Source organism: Paenibacillus sp. OK076 (assembly GCF_900110055.1).
GTDB lineage: Bacteria > Bacillota > Bacilli > Paenibacillales > Paenibacillaceae > Paenibacillus.
Map to the genome: position 1 here is coordinate 1,917,206 of NZ_FOCH01000001.1, position 15,292 is coordinate 1,932,497.

Genomic DNA, 15,292 nt, shown 5'->3' on the forward strand with positions numbered 1-15,292 from the left:
ACTGCATCATAATGATACGACAGACGCCGCTCTCGTATATTTTAATTATAAAACACATTGCACGAAACGCAAATCATTTAATTATTTTTATGAAAACAAACCTTACATAACGACAAAGCGCATAAAGTTCTTTTGTAGGACAAACAAAAATCCAAATCAGGCTCATAGACTGTGTGTGAAGGCTCCAATTCATATGATTCCAATTATGATGAAGGGGAGGTGAGATCCATTCCTCTTATCGTTCGTTCAACCGTTAATGCTACGGGAGCAATTACATTTACAGGAAATACGCTCGGACTGAGTCGTTCGGACACAGCCGGAGTACCCGGAACACAGGACAGTATTGGAGCTTTTACGACAACGAATGCCTCCGTCCAGTACGGAACCTATCCGCTAGGAACCACGAGTCTGTACCAGAGCAACAGTTCAGCGGCGATACTTGTTCTTCCTGCTGGCAGCACTGTCTTGTATGCAGAATTGATCTGGGGTGGAAGTTACATCAATGGGACAGTCAATCTGAGTGCTGCAATCAACAATCCGGTTACGTTTATTACACCAGCAGGTACATCCAGTGTTACTCCTGACCCGGCTACTTATAATCAATTTGATTTGGGGAACGGCGCTTCTGGTTATGTGCGTTCAGCCAATGTTACTTCGCTTGTACAAAATGGGGGAGCCGGTACATATACCATCGGAGCAGTTGTAGGAACGATTGTCATCACCAATGATGCTACAGCCAATCATGCAGGCTGGACACTTGGAGTCATTTATCAGAACCCCAGCCTGCCCTTTCGCAACATGTCCTTGCGTGCAGGTGGTGTACTTGTCCAATCTACCTCGGCGCCAGTGGTTACCACACTGACTGGATTTGCCACTCCGCTTTCAGGTGCATTGGGAGGAAGGGCATTGTTCAGTGCGCAGGAGGGGGACGCGAATAGGACCGGGGATCAGGCATTATTCGGGCCAACCTCGGCAACTTCGGTTGCGTTGTCTGGACCAAACAACCTGGCTGCAAACTTTTTTGCTTCCCAAATCAATGGCGATACAGGAACGCTTAATACAACAGGGACTTTCGGCACGCGGAACCAGACGAACGGCGCCCCAGGTACCAATATTATCGGCGGACGTCAAGGCTGGGATATTACCAATGTGGATGTGTCAGCGAGACTGATCAACAACCAGTCTTCTGCGGTGTTAACGTTAACGACCTCCGGGGATGCTTACATTGTCAACGCCAATGCGATTCAGGTTGATATTAATGCGCCCAAAATTACAGTAGCCAAGGCTTCCGCTGCTTCCGGTGCGGTAGCGGGGGACAGCGTTCTCTATACCGTTACTGTCAGTAATGCAGGTACAGCCAGTGCCGCCAGCGTTGTGCTATCTGATTCATTACCTGTAGGTCTCACCTTCATTCCAGGGAGTGTAACCGTCGCTGGTGTGTCCCGCCCAACACTCGATGTCACTGCAGGCATTCCGCTTGGTTCATTAAACCTCTCTAGCAGTATTGTTGTAACCTATCGTGCGCTCATTGCCCAGGATGCAAGCATATTACAATTGGTGAATTCAGCGAATGCCGCCTTTACGTTCCAAAGTGTTGCTGGGGGTTCAGTGATTACGGGAGTAATACCGTCCAATAACTCTACTCTTCCTGTTTATTCACCGAACCTGTCCATAGTGAAGTCGGCGAGTACAACCAATGCCACAGTGGGTGATCAGGTCACGTATACGCTTCAGGTAAACAACGGGGGGAATGTTGCTGCCAACGTTACATTAACAGATAACATCCCGAGCGGCAGCTCGTACGTGGCGGGCAGCTTCCGACTGAATGGAAATGTGATCGCTGGCGCGAATCCTGCAACTGGCGTTAATTTGGGGAGTCTCGCGGCAGGAAGTACAAATACTGTAACCTTTCAAGTACTTGTAACAAGCTTGCCAACGCCTCCAACCCTGGTGGATCAGGCCACGTCCTCCTATTCCTTTAACTCTCCTGATGGTCGAACTATTAACGGCATATTAGCCTCGAATACTTTGACGATTCCCGTTACATTGCCCAATGTAACAACATTAAAATCGGCTTCAGTCACTGATGTTGCAGTTGGAGAGACGTATACGTACACCGTAGTTACTACCAATGGCGGTATCGAGGTGATTAACAATGTGGTACTCACGGATGCTCTCCCTGTTGGAACTACATTCGTACCTGGCAGTGTGACCGTCAGAGGAACTGTCGCACCATCGGCCAATCCGAGCAGTGGAATTTCGCTAGGAACGTTGGCAGCCGGAAGTTCTGCCACGGTGACATTTCAGGTTAATGTGCAGTCGCTGCCCGCTTCAGGTTCGCTGGTCAACCGGGCTTCCGTGTCTTATAGCTCAGGTGCGTTCACGGGGATTTCCAACTCCAATTCCATTACAACCCCTGTATACCAGGCGGCAATCGGCATTAACAAGTTGGCGAGCGAAACCAATGCGACACTGGGAGATCAGATTTCATACACACTTGTGGTAACGAACAACGGAACCATAACGACTCAAGTAAATGTAACCGATACGATACCCTCAGGTTTGACGTTTATCCCGGATTCGGTAACCGTGAATGGGACTGCGCGTCCTGGGGCCAGCCCATTAACCGGGATAACGTTGGGAAGTTTGCTGCCAGGAGCAACATCAACGATTGTATTCCGAACTTCACTCACGACACTTCCATCGCCGCCAACGCTGGAGAATCAGGGGGCCGCTAGTTATACGTACCAGCTTCCGAGTGGACGAAATCTCTCAGGAAGCAGTTTATCCAATGTCGTTCGCATACCTGCATCAAGCCCCAATATATCCATAAGCAAAACAGTAAGCACGCCGGACGCCACTGTAGGGGATGTACTGACCTACACGGTTGTTGCAACAAATGCAGGGAGCAGTGCGGTACAAAATCTGGTGATCTCGGATTCGCCAACCGGTTCGGAATTCGTCTCCGGCAGTGTCACAATTAATGGAACTGCTGCAAGAAATGCAAGTCCACTTTCGGGCATTGCTGTCGGTGTATTGAACAGCTCGAGCAGTGTTACGGTGACCTATCAAACAAGAGTGACATCCGTTCCGTCCACAGGTTCAGTCAGCAACCGGGCAAGTGCAGCATTTACATCAGGCAGCTTTAATGGCGTTTCATCATCTGTCACGGTGAATACACCTATATACCAACCAGTGATACAAGTAGCAAAAACTGCGAGTACCTCGAATTTAACGGTAGGGGACTCTTTTAATTACTCCATCCAAGTCAACAATTCAGGCAATATTACTGCAACGGTTACCTTGACTGATCCGATCCCTGCCGGGGCTGTATTCAGTACAAACAGCGTCATTATTAATGGCGTACCTACACCAGGTGTTAGCCCGGTAACAGGAATTAATTTGGGGTCGATCGCTGCAGGCTCGAACGTAACGGTCACCTTTGTTGCCACGGTCACAAGTTTGCCTAATTCAAGGCAGTTGACTAATCAAGCGGTTGCATCATTTGCTTACACTCTTCCAAGTGGGAGAACAGTTGCCGGTTCTTCGTCATCAAATACCGTTAATATTCCCGTATCCTTGCCCAATGTCACGATCGTAAACAGTGACAATGTAGATTACGGCGTGGTCGGGGATGTCATTCGATACACATCTGTTATTCGTAACAACGGAACAGTAGCCGTTAACAATGTGGTATATGTCAGCCCTCTTCCTCCGAATACCCCATTTGTACCCGGAAGCGTCATTGTGAACGGGACTTCCTTCCCGCTCTCCAATCCGACCGCCGGCATTCCAATCGGTACGTTGGCTCCAGGAGCCGAGGTTACCGTAACTTTTGAGGTGACGATTACTATGCCGATCCCTTCACAGATTAACAATCAGTCGACGGTCAGCTTCACATCCGGTTCATTTTCGGGGTCATCATCATCCAATACAACACAGACTCCGGTTATACAACCGCAAATTTCACTCATCAAAACAGCAAATACAGTAAATGCGACCGTAGGCGACACAGTTGTATACACAGTAACTGTCAGTAACACAGGCAATCTGGAGGCAAACGTTACAGTGACGGATACGATTCCTGCTGTCACAACTTTTGTACCCAACAGCCTCGTGGTATCTGGTGTGCCACAGCCTGGAGCGACACCAGGAACGGGGATTCCGGTAGGCATTGTGGCAGCGGGAGCGACAGCTGTTGTTACTTTTGCGGTTGTTGTAAATTCGCTTCCATCTCCACAGCAACTTAGCAATTTTGCGACGTCATCTTATACATTCACACCTCCTGACGGGCGAACGCTAACAGGGACAGCCACTTCAAATACACTGACGTTTCCAGTCTCGTCGCCAAACGTTGCCGTAGTTAAAAGTACAGTTTCGACTGCGGCTGCCATAGGGGATACAGTTACTTACTCCATTTTGGTAACGAATAGCGGAATAGAACCGGTGAACAATATTCAGTTTTCGGATCCAATTCCTGCGGGGGCCTCTTTTGTTGCAGGTAGTGTCACTATAAATGGGGTAGTGCAGCCCGCTTCCAATCCGGCAGGGGGGATATCGCTAGGTACGCTCGCTCCCGGAACGTCCGCTACTGTCACTTTCAGTATCAATGTCAATGCGATCCCGTCAAGTGGACAATTAAGCAATCGATCCACAGTGAGTTTTACCTCTGGGGCATTCTCAAGCACAACGTTCTCCAATACTGTGGTAACACCGGTGTTCCAACCTATTCTCTCCGCACAAAAAACGGCGAGTACACAAAATGCTACCGTTGGGGATACCGTAAGTTACACAGTTACCGTCAACAATCAGGGGAACTATGGTGCCCAGATTAACCTGACGGACAATATCCCTGCAGGAACCATTCTTGTTCCGAACAGTGTGATTGTAAATGGTCAGCCATTACCTGCAGCCAATCCTGCAACAGGCATTCCGGCGGGCACTGTTGCTGCTGGGGCAACAACAACGGTTACCTTTTCCGTAGTTATTGATACTTTGCCGACCCCGCAACAGCTGGTGAATCAGGCTTCGGTTGCTCTTTCCTTCACGCTGCCTGACGGACGCAACATCACGGGTTCTGTTTTGTCTAATATACTTACCATTTCAGTGTCGGCTCCCGATGTCGATGTAGTGAAATCTACGACATCTACGGCTGTATCTGTTGGTGATGTCGTAACGTACAGCATTGCAGTAACTAATAACGGAATAGCGACTGTCAGTAATGTGGTATTCACGGATGCATTGCCGGCAAGTACTGTTCTTACAGCAAACAGCGTGTTTATTGATGGTGTTCCTCGACCGGGTGTTAATCCTTCAACCGGAATAACGCTTGGTTCCATCGCGCCTGGAGTTACCGTGACCGTTGTGTTTAGTGTGCAGGTTACAGCACTCCCATCCAGTGCAGTATTAAACAATCAGTCTACGGTGAGCTTTACATCAGGTGTGTTTTCAGCTACTACATTTTCTAATACGGTCACTACCCCGGTATACCAACCGATTCTGTCGGCAGTCAAAACGGGAGACCATGCTGTTGCAACGGTAGGGGACACTGTCGTTTACAGCATCGCGATCACCAATGCAGGGAACTTTGGGGCATCTGTCACGTTAACGGATACCATTCCGGCAGGAACAGAACTTGTGCCGAATAGCGTCATTATTAATGGGGCTTCAGCACCAGGAGCCGATCCGGCTTCAGGGATTCCACTGGGTGTAGTCTCCACAACAACTGTAGTCACGTTCTCGGTCGTGATCATCACCCTCCCTTTAAGCCAGGCCATAACCAATCAAGCTTCAGCAACCTATTCCTACACGCTGCCGGATGGAAGAACACTGGCAGGCAGTCTTACGTCCAATGCTCTCAATATTCAGGTGTCTGCTCCAAATGTCAGTGTCGTCAAGACGACACCGGTAATTGATGCTGTAGTGGGTGATACGATTGTATATGAGATGGTCGTAACCAATAACGGAATTGATCCTGTCAACAATGTTGTCTTAACTGATCCAATTAGTTCGGCTGTTACTTTTGTCACGGGCAGTGTCCTGGTTGACGGCGTTCAGCGTCTCTCGGCTAACCCGACACTGGGTATAGCTCTTGGTTCTTTGGCACCTGGAGCATCTGTATCTGTATCGTATGCGGTTCGGGTCAACACGCTGCCTGCACCACCGCAAGTGAGCAGTCAGTCATCGGTAAGTTTCACATCGGGTGTATTCTCGGGAGCTGCCTATTCGAATACCGTGGTAACGCCAATTTATCAGCCAATTATTGCCGTAACCAAAACAGCGAGTACGTCCAATGCGACCATCGGTGACATCATCACCTATTCTTTTTCCATTTCCAACAGTGGGAATTTAGCAGCCAATCTGACACTTACGGATAATATTCCGAATGGAGCAGTCCTACTTCCAAACAGCGTCCTGATTGATGGTGTTCCACAGCCTGGGGCGAATCCGGAATCAGGGATCGTTGTTGGTGCAATACCTCCAGGAGGGTCCGTTAATGTAACGGTCACGCTGGAAGTTACTGTGGATTCATTGCCGCAGAATCAGCAGCTGGTCAATCAGGCGGTAGCGAATTATACATTTAGTCCGCCGGATGGACGTCAGTTGACGGGCACGGTATCCTCTAACGTTCTGGTGATTCCTGTATCTGCACCCAATGTCGTTGTGGTCAAAAGCGCGAGTGCAGTTGATGCTGTTGTTGGCGATGTGATCACCTATACTATTGTTGTAACCAATAGTGGCATCGAGGTGGTCAATAATGTGGTTATGGTAGACCCTGTACCTACAGGCACCGTATTTGTGGCGGGAAGTGTTACGGTGGATGGGGTGGCAAGGCCTACTGGGAATCCGAATACAGGAATAACGCTTGGTTCGATTGCTGCTGGTGCTTCGGTTACCGTTACATTCAGAGTGGAGGTCGTGGTGATATGAGCCAATCTTCCGGTCCGTTGTCCCACATGCTACAGAATCAGTCACTGGTTCGATTCAGCTCGGGTACGACTGAACTGGAACAGGTGGCCTACTCTAATACAGTAGTTACACCATGGATCGGTCCCAGGCTGGAGGTTCACAAGTTTTGCAATGTTGCTGAGGCTGCTCTGGGGCAGACACTGACCTATCTGATTGAAATTGTGAATTCGGGTAATTGTGCTGCCATGGTCCATGTGTTGGATTCGCTCTCGTCGGAAACTTCACTTCTCCCCAACAGTGTACTCCTGGATGGCACTCCGCTGCCGGGAGTTTCGCCAGAGAGCGGGATTCCAGCGCAGGAAATCGTACCTGGTGCGACGTTGCGAATTCATTTTCAGGTGATCATCGTCGGTCTTCCTCAGGCCTTGAAACTGGTGAATCAAGCGAAGATACGTTATACGTTTGTGACGCCGGATGGACGAATGGTTGAGGGGGAAGAGAACTCCAACGTGGTAGAAGTAAACCTGGTGTCGTCAAGTCTGTCGTTGGTTTTGAATGCAGATCGTGTGCAAACCTTTGTCGGAGATATTGTCACTTACAACCTTTTGGTGAGTAACCCGGGTTTTATAATAGGAAACGATGCCAGGGTAACGATCCCATTACCCAAAGGTATTGAATTTCTACCGGGAAGTGTCATTGTGAATGAGATTTTTGTTCCCGAGACGACGCCTGACTCCGGAATTATGATAGGCGAGGTGCTACCCGAAGAATCTGTTCCAATTCAATTTCGAGTACAGGTCACGGGAGGAAGCATAGCTGAAAATTTAACAATTCAGGCAACTCTAGAGTACGTTTCAGGTGACACGTTGGAGATTGTATACTCGAACGTAGCAACTTTGAACGTCATTCAACCTCGAATATCGATTGCGAAAAGTGTGAATCCATCCATCGCAACTCCTGGGGATACCGTTCAATACCAAATAACGGTACACAATGAAGGTTCTTTTGCAGTAGATGCTATCGTGACAGATTTTCTTCCGTCAGGTATGCGCTATGTTGAGGGAAGCCTCGGGTGGAACGGTGTGAAGCGGCGTGGAACAAGTCCGGTCAAAGGCATTAATATCGGAACGTTGACTGCACGATCTACGGTTAATATCCAATTTGAAGTGAATCTTGCAGAGCAGGATCAGGGTGTGCCTGGAGTCTTCGAACTGATGAATCAGGCTCGCCTGAGCTATACCTTTCGTTTGCCAGATTCTCGTTCTGTGCAACGAATTATTACCTCCAATTCGGCTGTCATTCAGTTGAAGCATCCCATCATTTCGGTCCATGTGGAAGTGAAGCCCGACTTGATTGAAAGGGGAGGAAATGTAACTTTTCATGTACATGTGACCAATAAAGGAACCTGGTCTGCACGGGTGCAGTTGGGTGATGTGCTCCCTCCAGGTGCCAAATGGATTGGGGAAGCAGAAGTATCCGATCGAGCGATCATTTCAGAGTATTCTTCACCAAGATATTTACATTTGGGTGAGATGGAACCTGGAGCGGAGAGATGGGTTACTTACGTTGCACAAATATCCTCCGCTGAACAACTGGGAATCCAGCAGGGTACCGTAACTGCAATGTATACTTACGAGTGGAACGGTCAGAGGCATTCAGGAAAGTCCATTTCGAATGTATACACCATTATTGTTGAAGATGGCGATGAATGAAGGGAAACAATAGCTTTCTCTGTAAATGTAAGGTTTTTTTTGCTTCATTATGGAGTCCCGACATTACACGAACGGGAATGAATGGTATACTAATTAAATATGACCTCGGCAAATAACCCGTGGATTCGGGACGTCGGATTAGCTATAGAGGAGGCCGCTACATTGGCAAAAGCAAAAGTTGCAAAAAGACCTACCCGGGACGAGTTTGAACTGGAAGAGCTGGGGAACCAATTAGTTGAAGCGTTTCATGAACGTTCGGAAGTGTTGCTGACCGTATGGGGCAAGGAAGATCAGGTTCAAGGGGTTATTGTGAAGCTGGATTCACGTACCCGGCTAGTGCATGTGGAGTATACAGAGGAAGAATTTACGGCCAAAGTGCCGTTCCTTGATATTATGCGTATTGATTCTCCACGGTATTGAAAAGAAGAAAAAATGATAAACTGGATCTGAAACAGGGCATCAGCCCTGTCAAATCTATTCTCCCTGCATAAGATAACCCATACCTGTTGCAGAGGAGGTACGGTCAATGAGCGAAGTATTAGGTGGAGAAGCAAGAGGCTACGGATACGGAGGTTTTACTTCTGTAGGTGCCATTCTGGTTCTGTTCATCCTGTTGGTTATCATCTCCAAAGCGTTCCTGGTATAATGATTTATTCAAGATGAATAAAGGAAGCTCTGCCATACCGGCAGAGCTTTTTTTGTTTATATTTTGTCTTGTTGTTTGCGGCTGACTAGGCCATAGAGGACAACGATCACCACAGGGTAGAGAACGGCCCACCCGGCAAAAGGGAACACAATGGCCGTCGCCACAAAGGAAATCCAACTGATGGTTACCCCAGTACGACTGCCCTTGAGTAAACGTATTCCGGCTGCGCATCCGCCAAGGTATGTGAGAATAAAGGTTGCATTGGGCAGCTGAATCAATGTCGTGAGTGACACGAGACCTGATCCGTATATGCACAACACCAGAGTAAAACAGATGGCCAGGAAGCCGATTGCAGCAATGGGTGTATGGTACCGACTGGATAAGCGGGACATCCATTGCGGGGCAGATCCTTGTCTTGCCAGTGCATAGGCAACACGGGATGCGGCACCAGCGTATGCAATGACCGTAGCGGTGCAAATAAATATGCCAGTCAGTCCAGCAAGTAATCCTCCCCAGGAACCGAGAGCCTGACTTATGATCCAGACAAGGGAGACATCTGCGCCGCCATGAAGATAGCTTTGAGTTCCGACAGTTGCCAGTGCAGTCAGGAAATAGAGCACACCTACAATGATGGCTGCAATCGTTACGCCTTTAATAGCGGCCTTGCGGGGATCAGTAAATTCTTCAGACAGGTGAGATACAGCTTCCCAACCGATAAAGCACCAGAACAGAATGGCTCCAGCCTGTCCCACGCTGACCCAGCCACTCGGCATAAAGGGTGTGTAATGTATGGATTTCATATTCGGAATTGCGAACACAAATGCCATGACAAGCACGATAAGAATCGCCAGCACAACCCCAATCTGTACCTTTCCGGCGACCTGCATGCCCACGATGTTAATGATCAGTCCAACCGCCAGCATGAGGGCGGCAATCGCTGTTCTGTATCCTTCCCCGAGTCCCAGCGCAGCTGTCATATAGCCTGCACCTGTAAGGGCAGCTACAGGAGCACCGATGGGAACGGACATTAGAAAGAACCAGCCAACTATGGCTCCTGCCCGTTGTCCAAAAGCGAGGGTAACGAAGTGTGATACACCGCCTGCGTCGGGGTAACGGGCCGAAAGTAATCCCATGGACAGGGCAAGCGGAAGAATGAGCAGCACCATGCCTCCCCAGGCGAGAAGTGAAGCCGGTCCTGCGAGTTCGGCAGCAAGTCCGGGTACAATCAGGACACCTGAACCGAGAACTGCACTTATATAAAGCGCAACAGCTTGCGGCATGCCTATCGTTTTTTTGAGCTGCGAAGAAGATGTGTTCATGAAATAAAATGGCCTGCCTTCCAGAATGAAATAATTTTAGAGCGAGAACTATGTAATTATATAGGAAGAGATGCAATCAGTCATTGGCGAATTTTGTAGAAATTTCGATATCAGTCGTGTGGACGTTATGATAAAATAAAACCATCCCTAGAGAAAGAATGAGGTGTATCCCTAATGAGTAAAGAGTTGACAGAAGCTTTGAACGAACAGATGAACTTCGAATTTTATTCGGCTCACGTATATCAGGCGATGGCCGCATACTGTTCCGGCGAAAGCTTGGACGGATTTGCCAACTTTTTCATCGTACAAGCTGAGGAAGAGCGGTTCCATGCGATGAAAATATACAAATTCCTGAATGACCGCGGACAACGTGCAACCCTTGCTGCATTGCCAGAGCCGAAGAATGAATATTCCTCCATGCTGGACGTGTTTGAACACGGATATGCACACGAGCAGCAAAATACGAAGAAATTCTACAATCTGGCTGACATTGCTCTCAATGAGCGTGAACATGCCACGATGTATTTCCTGAAATGGTTCATCGATGAGCAGGTCGAAGAGGAAGCTCTGTTTGATAATATCATCCAGAAGCTGCGCCGCATCGAAAAAGACAGCAATGCTTTCTACATGCTGGACGCTGAATTTGGTAAACGTTCGTTTACAGCTCCTGCAGAGTAAGAGGAGACGAAGCAAAGCAATCAGGATTGATCCGAACGACAAGAAAATTGATCTACATATGAAAAGTCTGCTCTTGAGCAGGCTTTTTTGTTATACCATTTTAAGCTTCTTCGCTTGCTTCATTTAAATTCCAGAAATGAATCTATCAGAAACCACAATTTGGGTTAATAGAATATATGTCAATATGGATCTATCCCGACGGATGTTCTTTTTCGAGCAAATCTATCAAATTCGTTTTATTTTTTTGGGTAATCTGACAAAAGTGTAACTCGAACGTAGCATTTGAAGCGAGAATGGGACGCACTCTTTTTGATAGTATTAGGATTATCGCCAAGGGCTGCAATGAGAGAAACATAGACACCCGGGGAAATACAAGACATAAGGGAGACTTTTATTATGCTACATATTCGTAAAACGTTCATCACTGCACTTGCTATTCTATTGATTATTCCATTGCTATTGCCGCAATCGGCTTCAGCTGCACCATCCGCATCCAAGAATGCCGGAAATAAAGCGAGCTCCAAGATCATATATCTAACTTTCGATGATGGGCCGACCGCCCACACGGGACAATTACTGGATATCTTGGATCAGTACAACGCCAAGGCGACATTCTTCATGCTGGGACCTCAGATGGTGAAGTTTCAGAAGGCGACCAAGCGTATTGTTGCAGACGGACATGGATTGGGCTTGCACGGCGTAACGCATGTTCCCGGTAAATTTTATAAATCCGCATACAGTGGTTTGAAAGAGATGCAGCAGGCCAATGAAAGCTTGAATAAAGTGGCAGGTGTCAAAACCAGTCTCGTTCGTACTCCGTACGGCAGCAAGCCGTATCTCAAATCCGCATATCGCAATGTTCTACTGGGGCAGGGTGGATTCCATCTGTGGGATTGGAATGTTGATTCCGAAGATTGGAAATACAAGAAGGATCATCAGAAAGTCTACAACAGCGTGATGAAGCAGATCCATAATGTGCAAAAGAACGGAACCACCCCTGTAGTACTGATGCACGACCAGGAAGCGACATTGAAAGTACTTCCGCAAGTGTTAAAAACACTGAAAGCAGAAGGCTACCAGTTTGAAGTGCTGACGAAGAAAGAACAGCCCGTGAATTTCTGGAATGACAAACGTTAAAATGATGGCTAGGTAAAAAAATAAGCTAATCTCAATAACAGCTTCAAGGAGGACAACAACATGAACAAACCTAAATTATGGATGACGATCCCTGTGACGACAGCAGTGCTGCTTGCTCTTGCGGGGTGTGGTGGCCAGGCTACCAAACCATCATCAGCGGACAACACGTCCCCCGCGGCTGGCGAGCAGGCTCAGTCAGGCAGTGGAGGAGCCGATTTCTCCAATGGAACGAAAGATAGCGGAACAGATACCACAGGAACAACGGAGACCGAAGGTTCTGCAGGAAGCGGGACATCGAATTCGGAAACGGGCAGTGGCGGTCAACCCCAGCAAAGTGCGAACGATGTCATTCAGGACATTCGCAGTCAGCTGAAGATGAAGAACGCTTCGTTACCTACTTCATTTTCCCTGGAAAAGGGAAAACATCTGACTGCATCGATCACATCGAATACTTCAGATGCGTTCCACATCAACTTTTATTCCACTGACCAGTCTGTTGCGGTGAATGATGCTTCGTTGACGGCCTCTGGCAGCAAGGTGCCTGTTCTGGCATCCTATGAAGTGAAGACGTATAAAGATCCGAACAGTACCGATATTTTCCCTGAGACAGATTTGAAAAACATTCCTAAGGACATGACTGTGGATCTGGGACATGGCATCAAGGGGATGACTGAAGGCGCGGCGGGCAGTCAGTATCTGACTTGGACAGAAGGTAGATGGACGCTTCAAATTCGATCCGTTTCCGAAGATAACATGAATAATCCGGGGATTGCGAAGAGAATGGTTGAATACCTGGAGTCCCACACACTGCCTGCACCAAAGGATAAGGGATTCGTTAACGTGGAGTATCCGAGCGGTGGTAAAAGCGTCAATGTAACGATCTCCTGGCAAGACGGCAAGCAGATTCATCAGCTCCAGACCGAGCAGGTGCCACTGGAAGCTTTGGGTATGGTTGTTTCTGTGAAATAAACATGGATCCAAAATAAAGCTTCAAAAGGAAACAGGCTGGCGCGGAGCGAATGCTCCATACCAGCCTATCCTTGTATAAGCAAGGTGCACCGATGGTACGGTGTGCCTTGCTTATTTATGTTTCATTGGGTTAAAGCGGTACTTTCATTTGAACCACCCTTTTTCTTTGGAACGGGTGATGGCTTCAATGCGGTTACTTGCATTTAACTTGTTGAGGATAATAGAGATGTAATTTCGCACCGTACCGGTTGTAATGAATAAATGTCCGGCTATTTCCTTTGTATTTTTACCGTCTGCCATCAGGCCGAGAACGGCATTTTCACGTTCGGTCAGCGGGTTCTCCTGAACATAAGCCTCGTCTACCAGGTCGGGTGCAAAAATACGTCTACCATTCATGACCTGACGGATGGCTTCGGCCAGTTCCTCAATCGGGCTATCCTTTAATAGATACCCGCGTACACCGCCTTTCAAAGCACGCTCGAAATATCCGGTCCGGGCAAAGGTTGTCAAAATTATGACTTTACAGTTCAGGCCTTTAAGTTCCTCAGCGGCCTCCAGGCCACTTTTGACAGGCATTTCAATGTCCATCAGACAGATGTCTGGTGTAAGCTCTCTGACGAGAGCAAGAGCTTCCTGTCCATTGCTTGCGCGACCTACCACTTCCATATCCTCTTCCAGATTGAGCAGGGAAGACAAGGCTCCGAGCATCATACGCTGGTCTTCGGCGATTACGATCCTGATCATTGTTCAACCTCCTTTATCGGTTTGCGGACCAGCTTGGGAACATGGATGACAATGCCTGTACCTTCCATGTCTGCTCCCGAACGAATATCCAGACAACCGTTCACAAATTCAAGTCGTTCTTTCATCCCCAAGATTCCGGTACCGCGCCGTTCTTGCTTGCGGGTACGTTCGATTCCGACCCCGTTATCTTGCACCGTTATTATATTATCGGACAGTGTTTCCTCGATACGGATGGTGCATACTGCTGCCTGACTGTGTTTGACGACATTCGTAACGGCTTCTTTCAGACACATGCCGAGTACATTTTCGTTTAGTTGTGACGTATCCTGCAACTTCGGATTGCCTTCAAGTACATATTCAATGGAAGCGGCCTTTAAAATCTGTTCGGCACGAAACAGTTCATCCACCAGTTGTGTGCCACGCATGGTCGTTACCATTTCCCGAACTTCCTTTAGTGCGGTACTTGCCGTCTGTCTCAGATCGTTCAGTTCAATCTCGGCCTGATCAGGATTCATGCGAAGCAGACGCTTCGCCAGATCGGTTTTCAGACCGATGAGAGAGAGCTTTTGTCCAAGGGTATCGTGCAGATCACGTGCGATACGCTGCCGCTCTTCCATTTTCACAAGATCATCCAGCCGTTTGTTGGCGTTCTCCAGTTGGCCTTCCAGCTGTTCACGCTTATTTTTGTTATACGTACTGATCGGAAGCAGTATGGATGCCATAAGAGTAATGAATACAAACGGGAACTGACTGAGCAATAGGGTGCTCTGTTTGATGAAACTATAATTAATGGTTAGAAAACTGGCTGCCAGGTTCACCGAATAGAGGGTGAAGAAACCAGCTTTATTTTTAATATTCCCAATAAAAAAAGCAAGAAACAATGAGAAATAGGCATAATCATAGGCGATGGTCATCGTAATCGATATGGCGATCAACAGTCCAATCCACATATACACCTGCCAGCCCTTTGTGATGAAGGCAAGCAGATAACAAACAAAGAAGAACAGAATGATGAAAATTCCCGCCACCATGGGCCACAATTTGGAATATTGTGAAATATAATAGAAGGGTAGGATGAAAAAGACGAGCCATACATACGGATTCAAACCTGTATTTTTATAAAAGAGCTGCATCCACTTTTGAATGAAAATTCTCCTCCTCGGACTTGCATTGTACTC

10 protein-coding genes are annotated in these 15,292 nt (G+C 47.8%); 7 read left to right on the top strand and 3 right to left on the bottom strand.

The window, feature by feature from the left end:
- The first annotated feature begins 219 nt into the window (after positions 1 to 219).
- From BMY78_RS08805 to BMY78_RS08820, 4 genes are all read left to right on the top strand, one after another.
- Positions 220 to 6,930: a DUF7507 domain-containing protein gene (locus tag BMY78_RS08805; protein ID WP_090902205.1), complete on the top strand. Its 6,711-nt coding sequence runs from the start codon at positions 220 to 222 to the stop codon at positions 6,928 to 6,930.
- Positions 6,927 to 8,621, top strand: coding sequence for a COG1361 family protein (locus BMY78_RS08810; protein ID WP_090896838.1), 1,695 nt, complete (start codon positions 6,927 to 6,929; stop codon positions 8,619 to 8,621). Before BMY78_RS08805 ends, BMY78_RS08810 begins: the two co-directional genes overlap by 4 nt.
- Positions 8,622 to 8,783: 162 nt before the next feature.
- Positions 8,784 to 9,041: a YolD-like family protein gene (locus BMY78_RS08815; RefSeq protein WP_090896841.1), complete on the top strand. Its 258-nt coding sequence runs from the start codon at positions 8,784 to 8,786 to the stop codon at positions 9,039 to 9,041.
- A gap of 106 nt (positions 9,042 to 9,147) precedes the next feature.
- Entirely contained in the window at positions 9,148 to 9,267 is a 120-nt protein-coding gene (locus tag BMY78_RS08820; RefSeq protein ID WP_024631887.1) for a hypothetical protein, read from the top strand.
- Between the two features lie 56 nt (positions 9,268 to 9,323).
- Here the strand turns inward: BMY78_RS08820 and BMY78_RS08825 are convergent, their stop codons facing one another.
- Positions 9,324 to 10,586 (bottom strand): amino acid permease, encoded by a 1,263-nt coding sequence (locus BMY78_RS08825; protein ID WP_090896842.1) that lies wholly within the window; start codon positions 10,584 to 10,586, stop codon positions 9,324 to 9,326.
- 174 nt (positions 10,587 to 10,760) lie between these two features.
- On the opposite strand from BMY78_RS08825, the gene BMY78_RS08830 reads away from it, so the two are divergent.
- The 3 genes from BMY78_RS08830 to BMY78_RS08840 all read left to right on the top strand — a co-directional run bounded on the left by BMY78_RS08830 (position 10,761) and on the right by BMY78_RS08840 (position 13,370).
- Positions 10,761 to 11,264: a ferritin gene (locus BMY78_RS08830; RefSeq protein ID WP_076291009.1), complete on the top strand. Its 504-nt coding sequence runs from the start codon at positions 10,761 to 10,763 to the stop codon at positions 11,262 to 11,264.
- A gap of 396 nt (positions 11,265 to 11,660) precedes the next feature.
- Complete coding sequence (locus tag BMY78_RS08835; protein WP_090896847.1) at positions 11,661 to 12,401, top strand: polysaccharide deacetylase family protein; 741 nt, start codon at positions 11,661 to 11,663, stop codon at positions 12,399 to 12,401.
- Positions 12,402 to 12,461: 60 nt separating this feature from the next.
- Positions 12,462 to 13,370, top strand: a complete 909-nt coding sequence (locus BMY78_RS08840; protein WP_090896850.1) for a hypothetical protein — start codon at positions 12,462 to 12,464, stop codon at positions 13,368 to 13,370.
- A 144-nt stretch (positions 13,371 to 13,514) separates the two neighbouring features.
- Here the strand turns inward: BMY78_RS08840 and BMY78_RS08845 are convergent, their stop codons facing one another.
- A complete protein-coding gene (locus tag BMY78_RS08845) occupies positions 13,515 to 14,114 on the bottom strand; it encodes a response regulator transcription factor (protein ID WP_090896853.1) in 600 nt (199 codons plus the stop codon).
- On the bottom strand, positions 14,111 to 15,259 hold the full coding sequence (locus tag BMY78_RS08850) for a sensor histidine kinase (RefSeq protein WP_090896855.1): 1,149 nt from the start codon (positions 15,257 to 15,259) through the stop codon (positions 14,111 to 14,113). Before BMY78_RS08850 ends, BMY78_RS08845 begins: the two co-directional genes overlap by 4 nt.
- Between the last annotated feature and the right edge of the window lie 33 nt (positions 15,260 to 15,292).

Coding starts and splice junctions, on each gene's coding strand:
- BMY78_RS08810 (WP_090896838.1), top strand. CDS start 6,927: ATGAGCCAATCTTCCGGTCCGTTGTCCCACATGCTACAGAATCAGTCA.
- BMY78_RS08820 (WP_024631887.1), top strand. CDS start 9,148: ATGAGCGAAGTATTAGGTGGAGAAGCAAGAGGCTACGGATACGGAGGT.
- BMY78_RS08825 (WP_090896842.1), bottom strand. CDS start 10,586: ATGAACACATCTTCTTCGCAGCTCAAAAAAACGATAGGCATGCCGCAA.
- BMY78_RS08830 (WP_076291009.1), top strand. CDS start 10,761: ATGAGTAAAGAGTTGACAGAAGCTTTGAACGAACAGATGAACTTCGAA.
- BMY78_RS08835 (WP_090896847.1), top strand. CDS start 11,661: ATGCTACATATTCGTAAAACGTTCATCACTGCACTTGCTATTCTATTG.
- BMY78_RS08840 (WP_090896850.1), top strand. CDS start 12,462: ATGAACAAACCTAAATTATGGATGACGATCCCTGTGACGACAGCAGTG.
- BMY78_RS08845 (WP_090896853.1), bottom strand. CDS start 14,114: ATGATCAGGATCGTAATCGCCGAAGACCAGCGTATGATGCTCGGAGCC.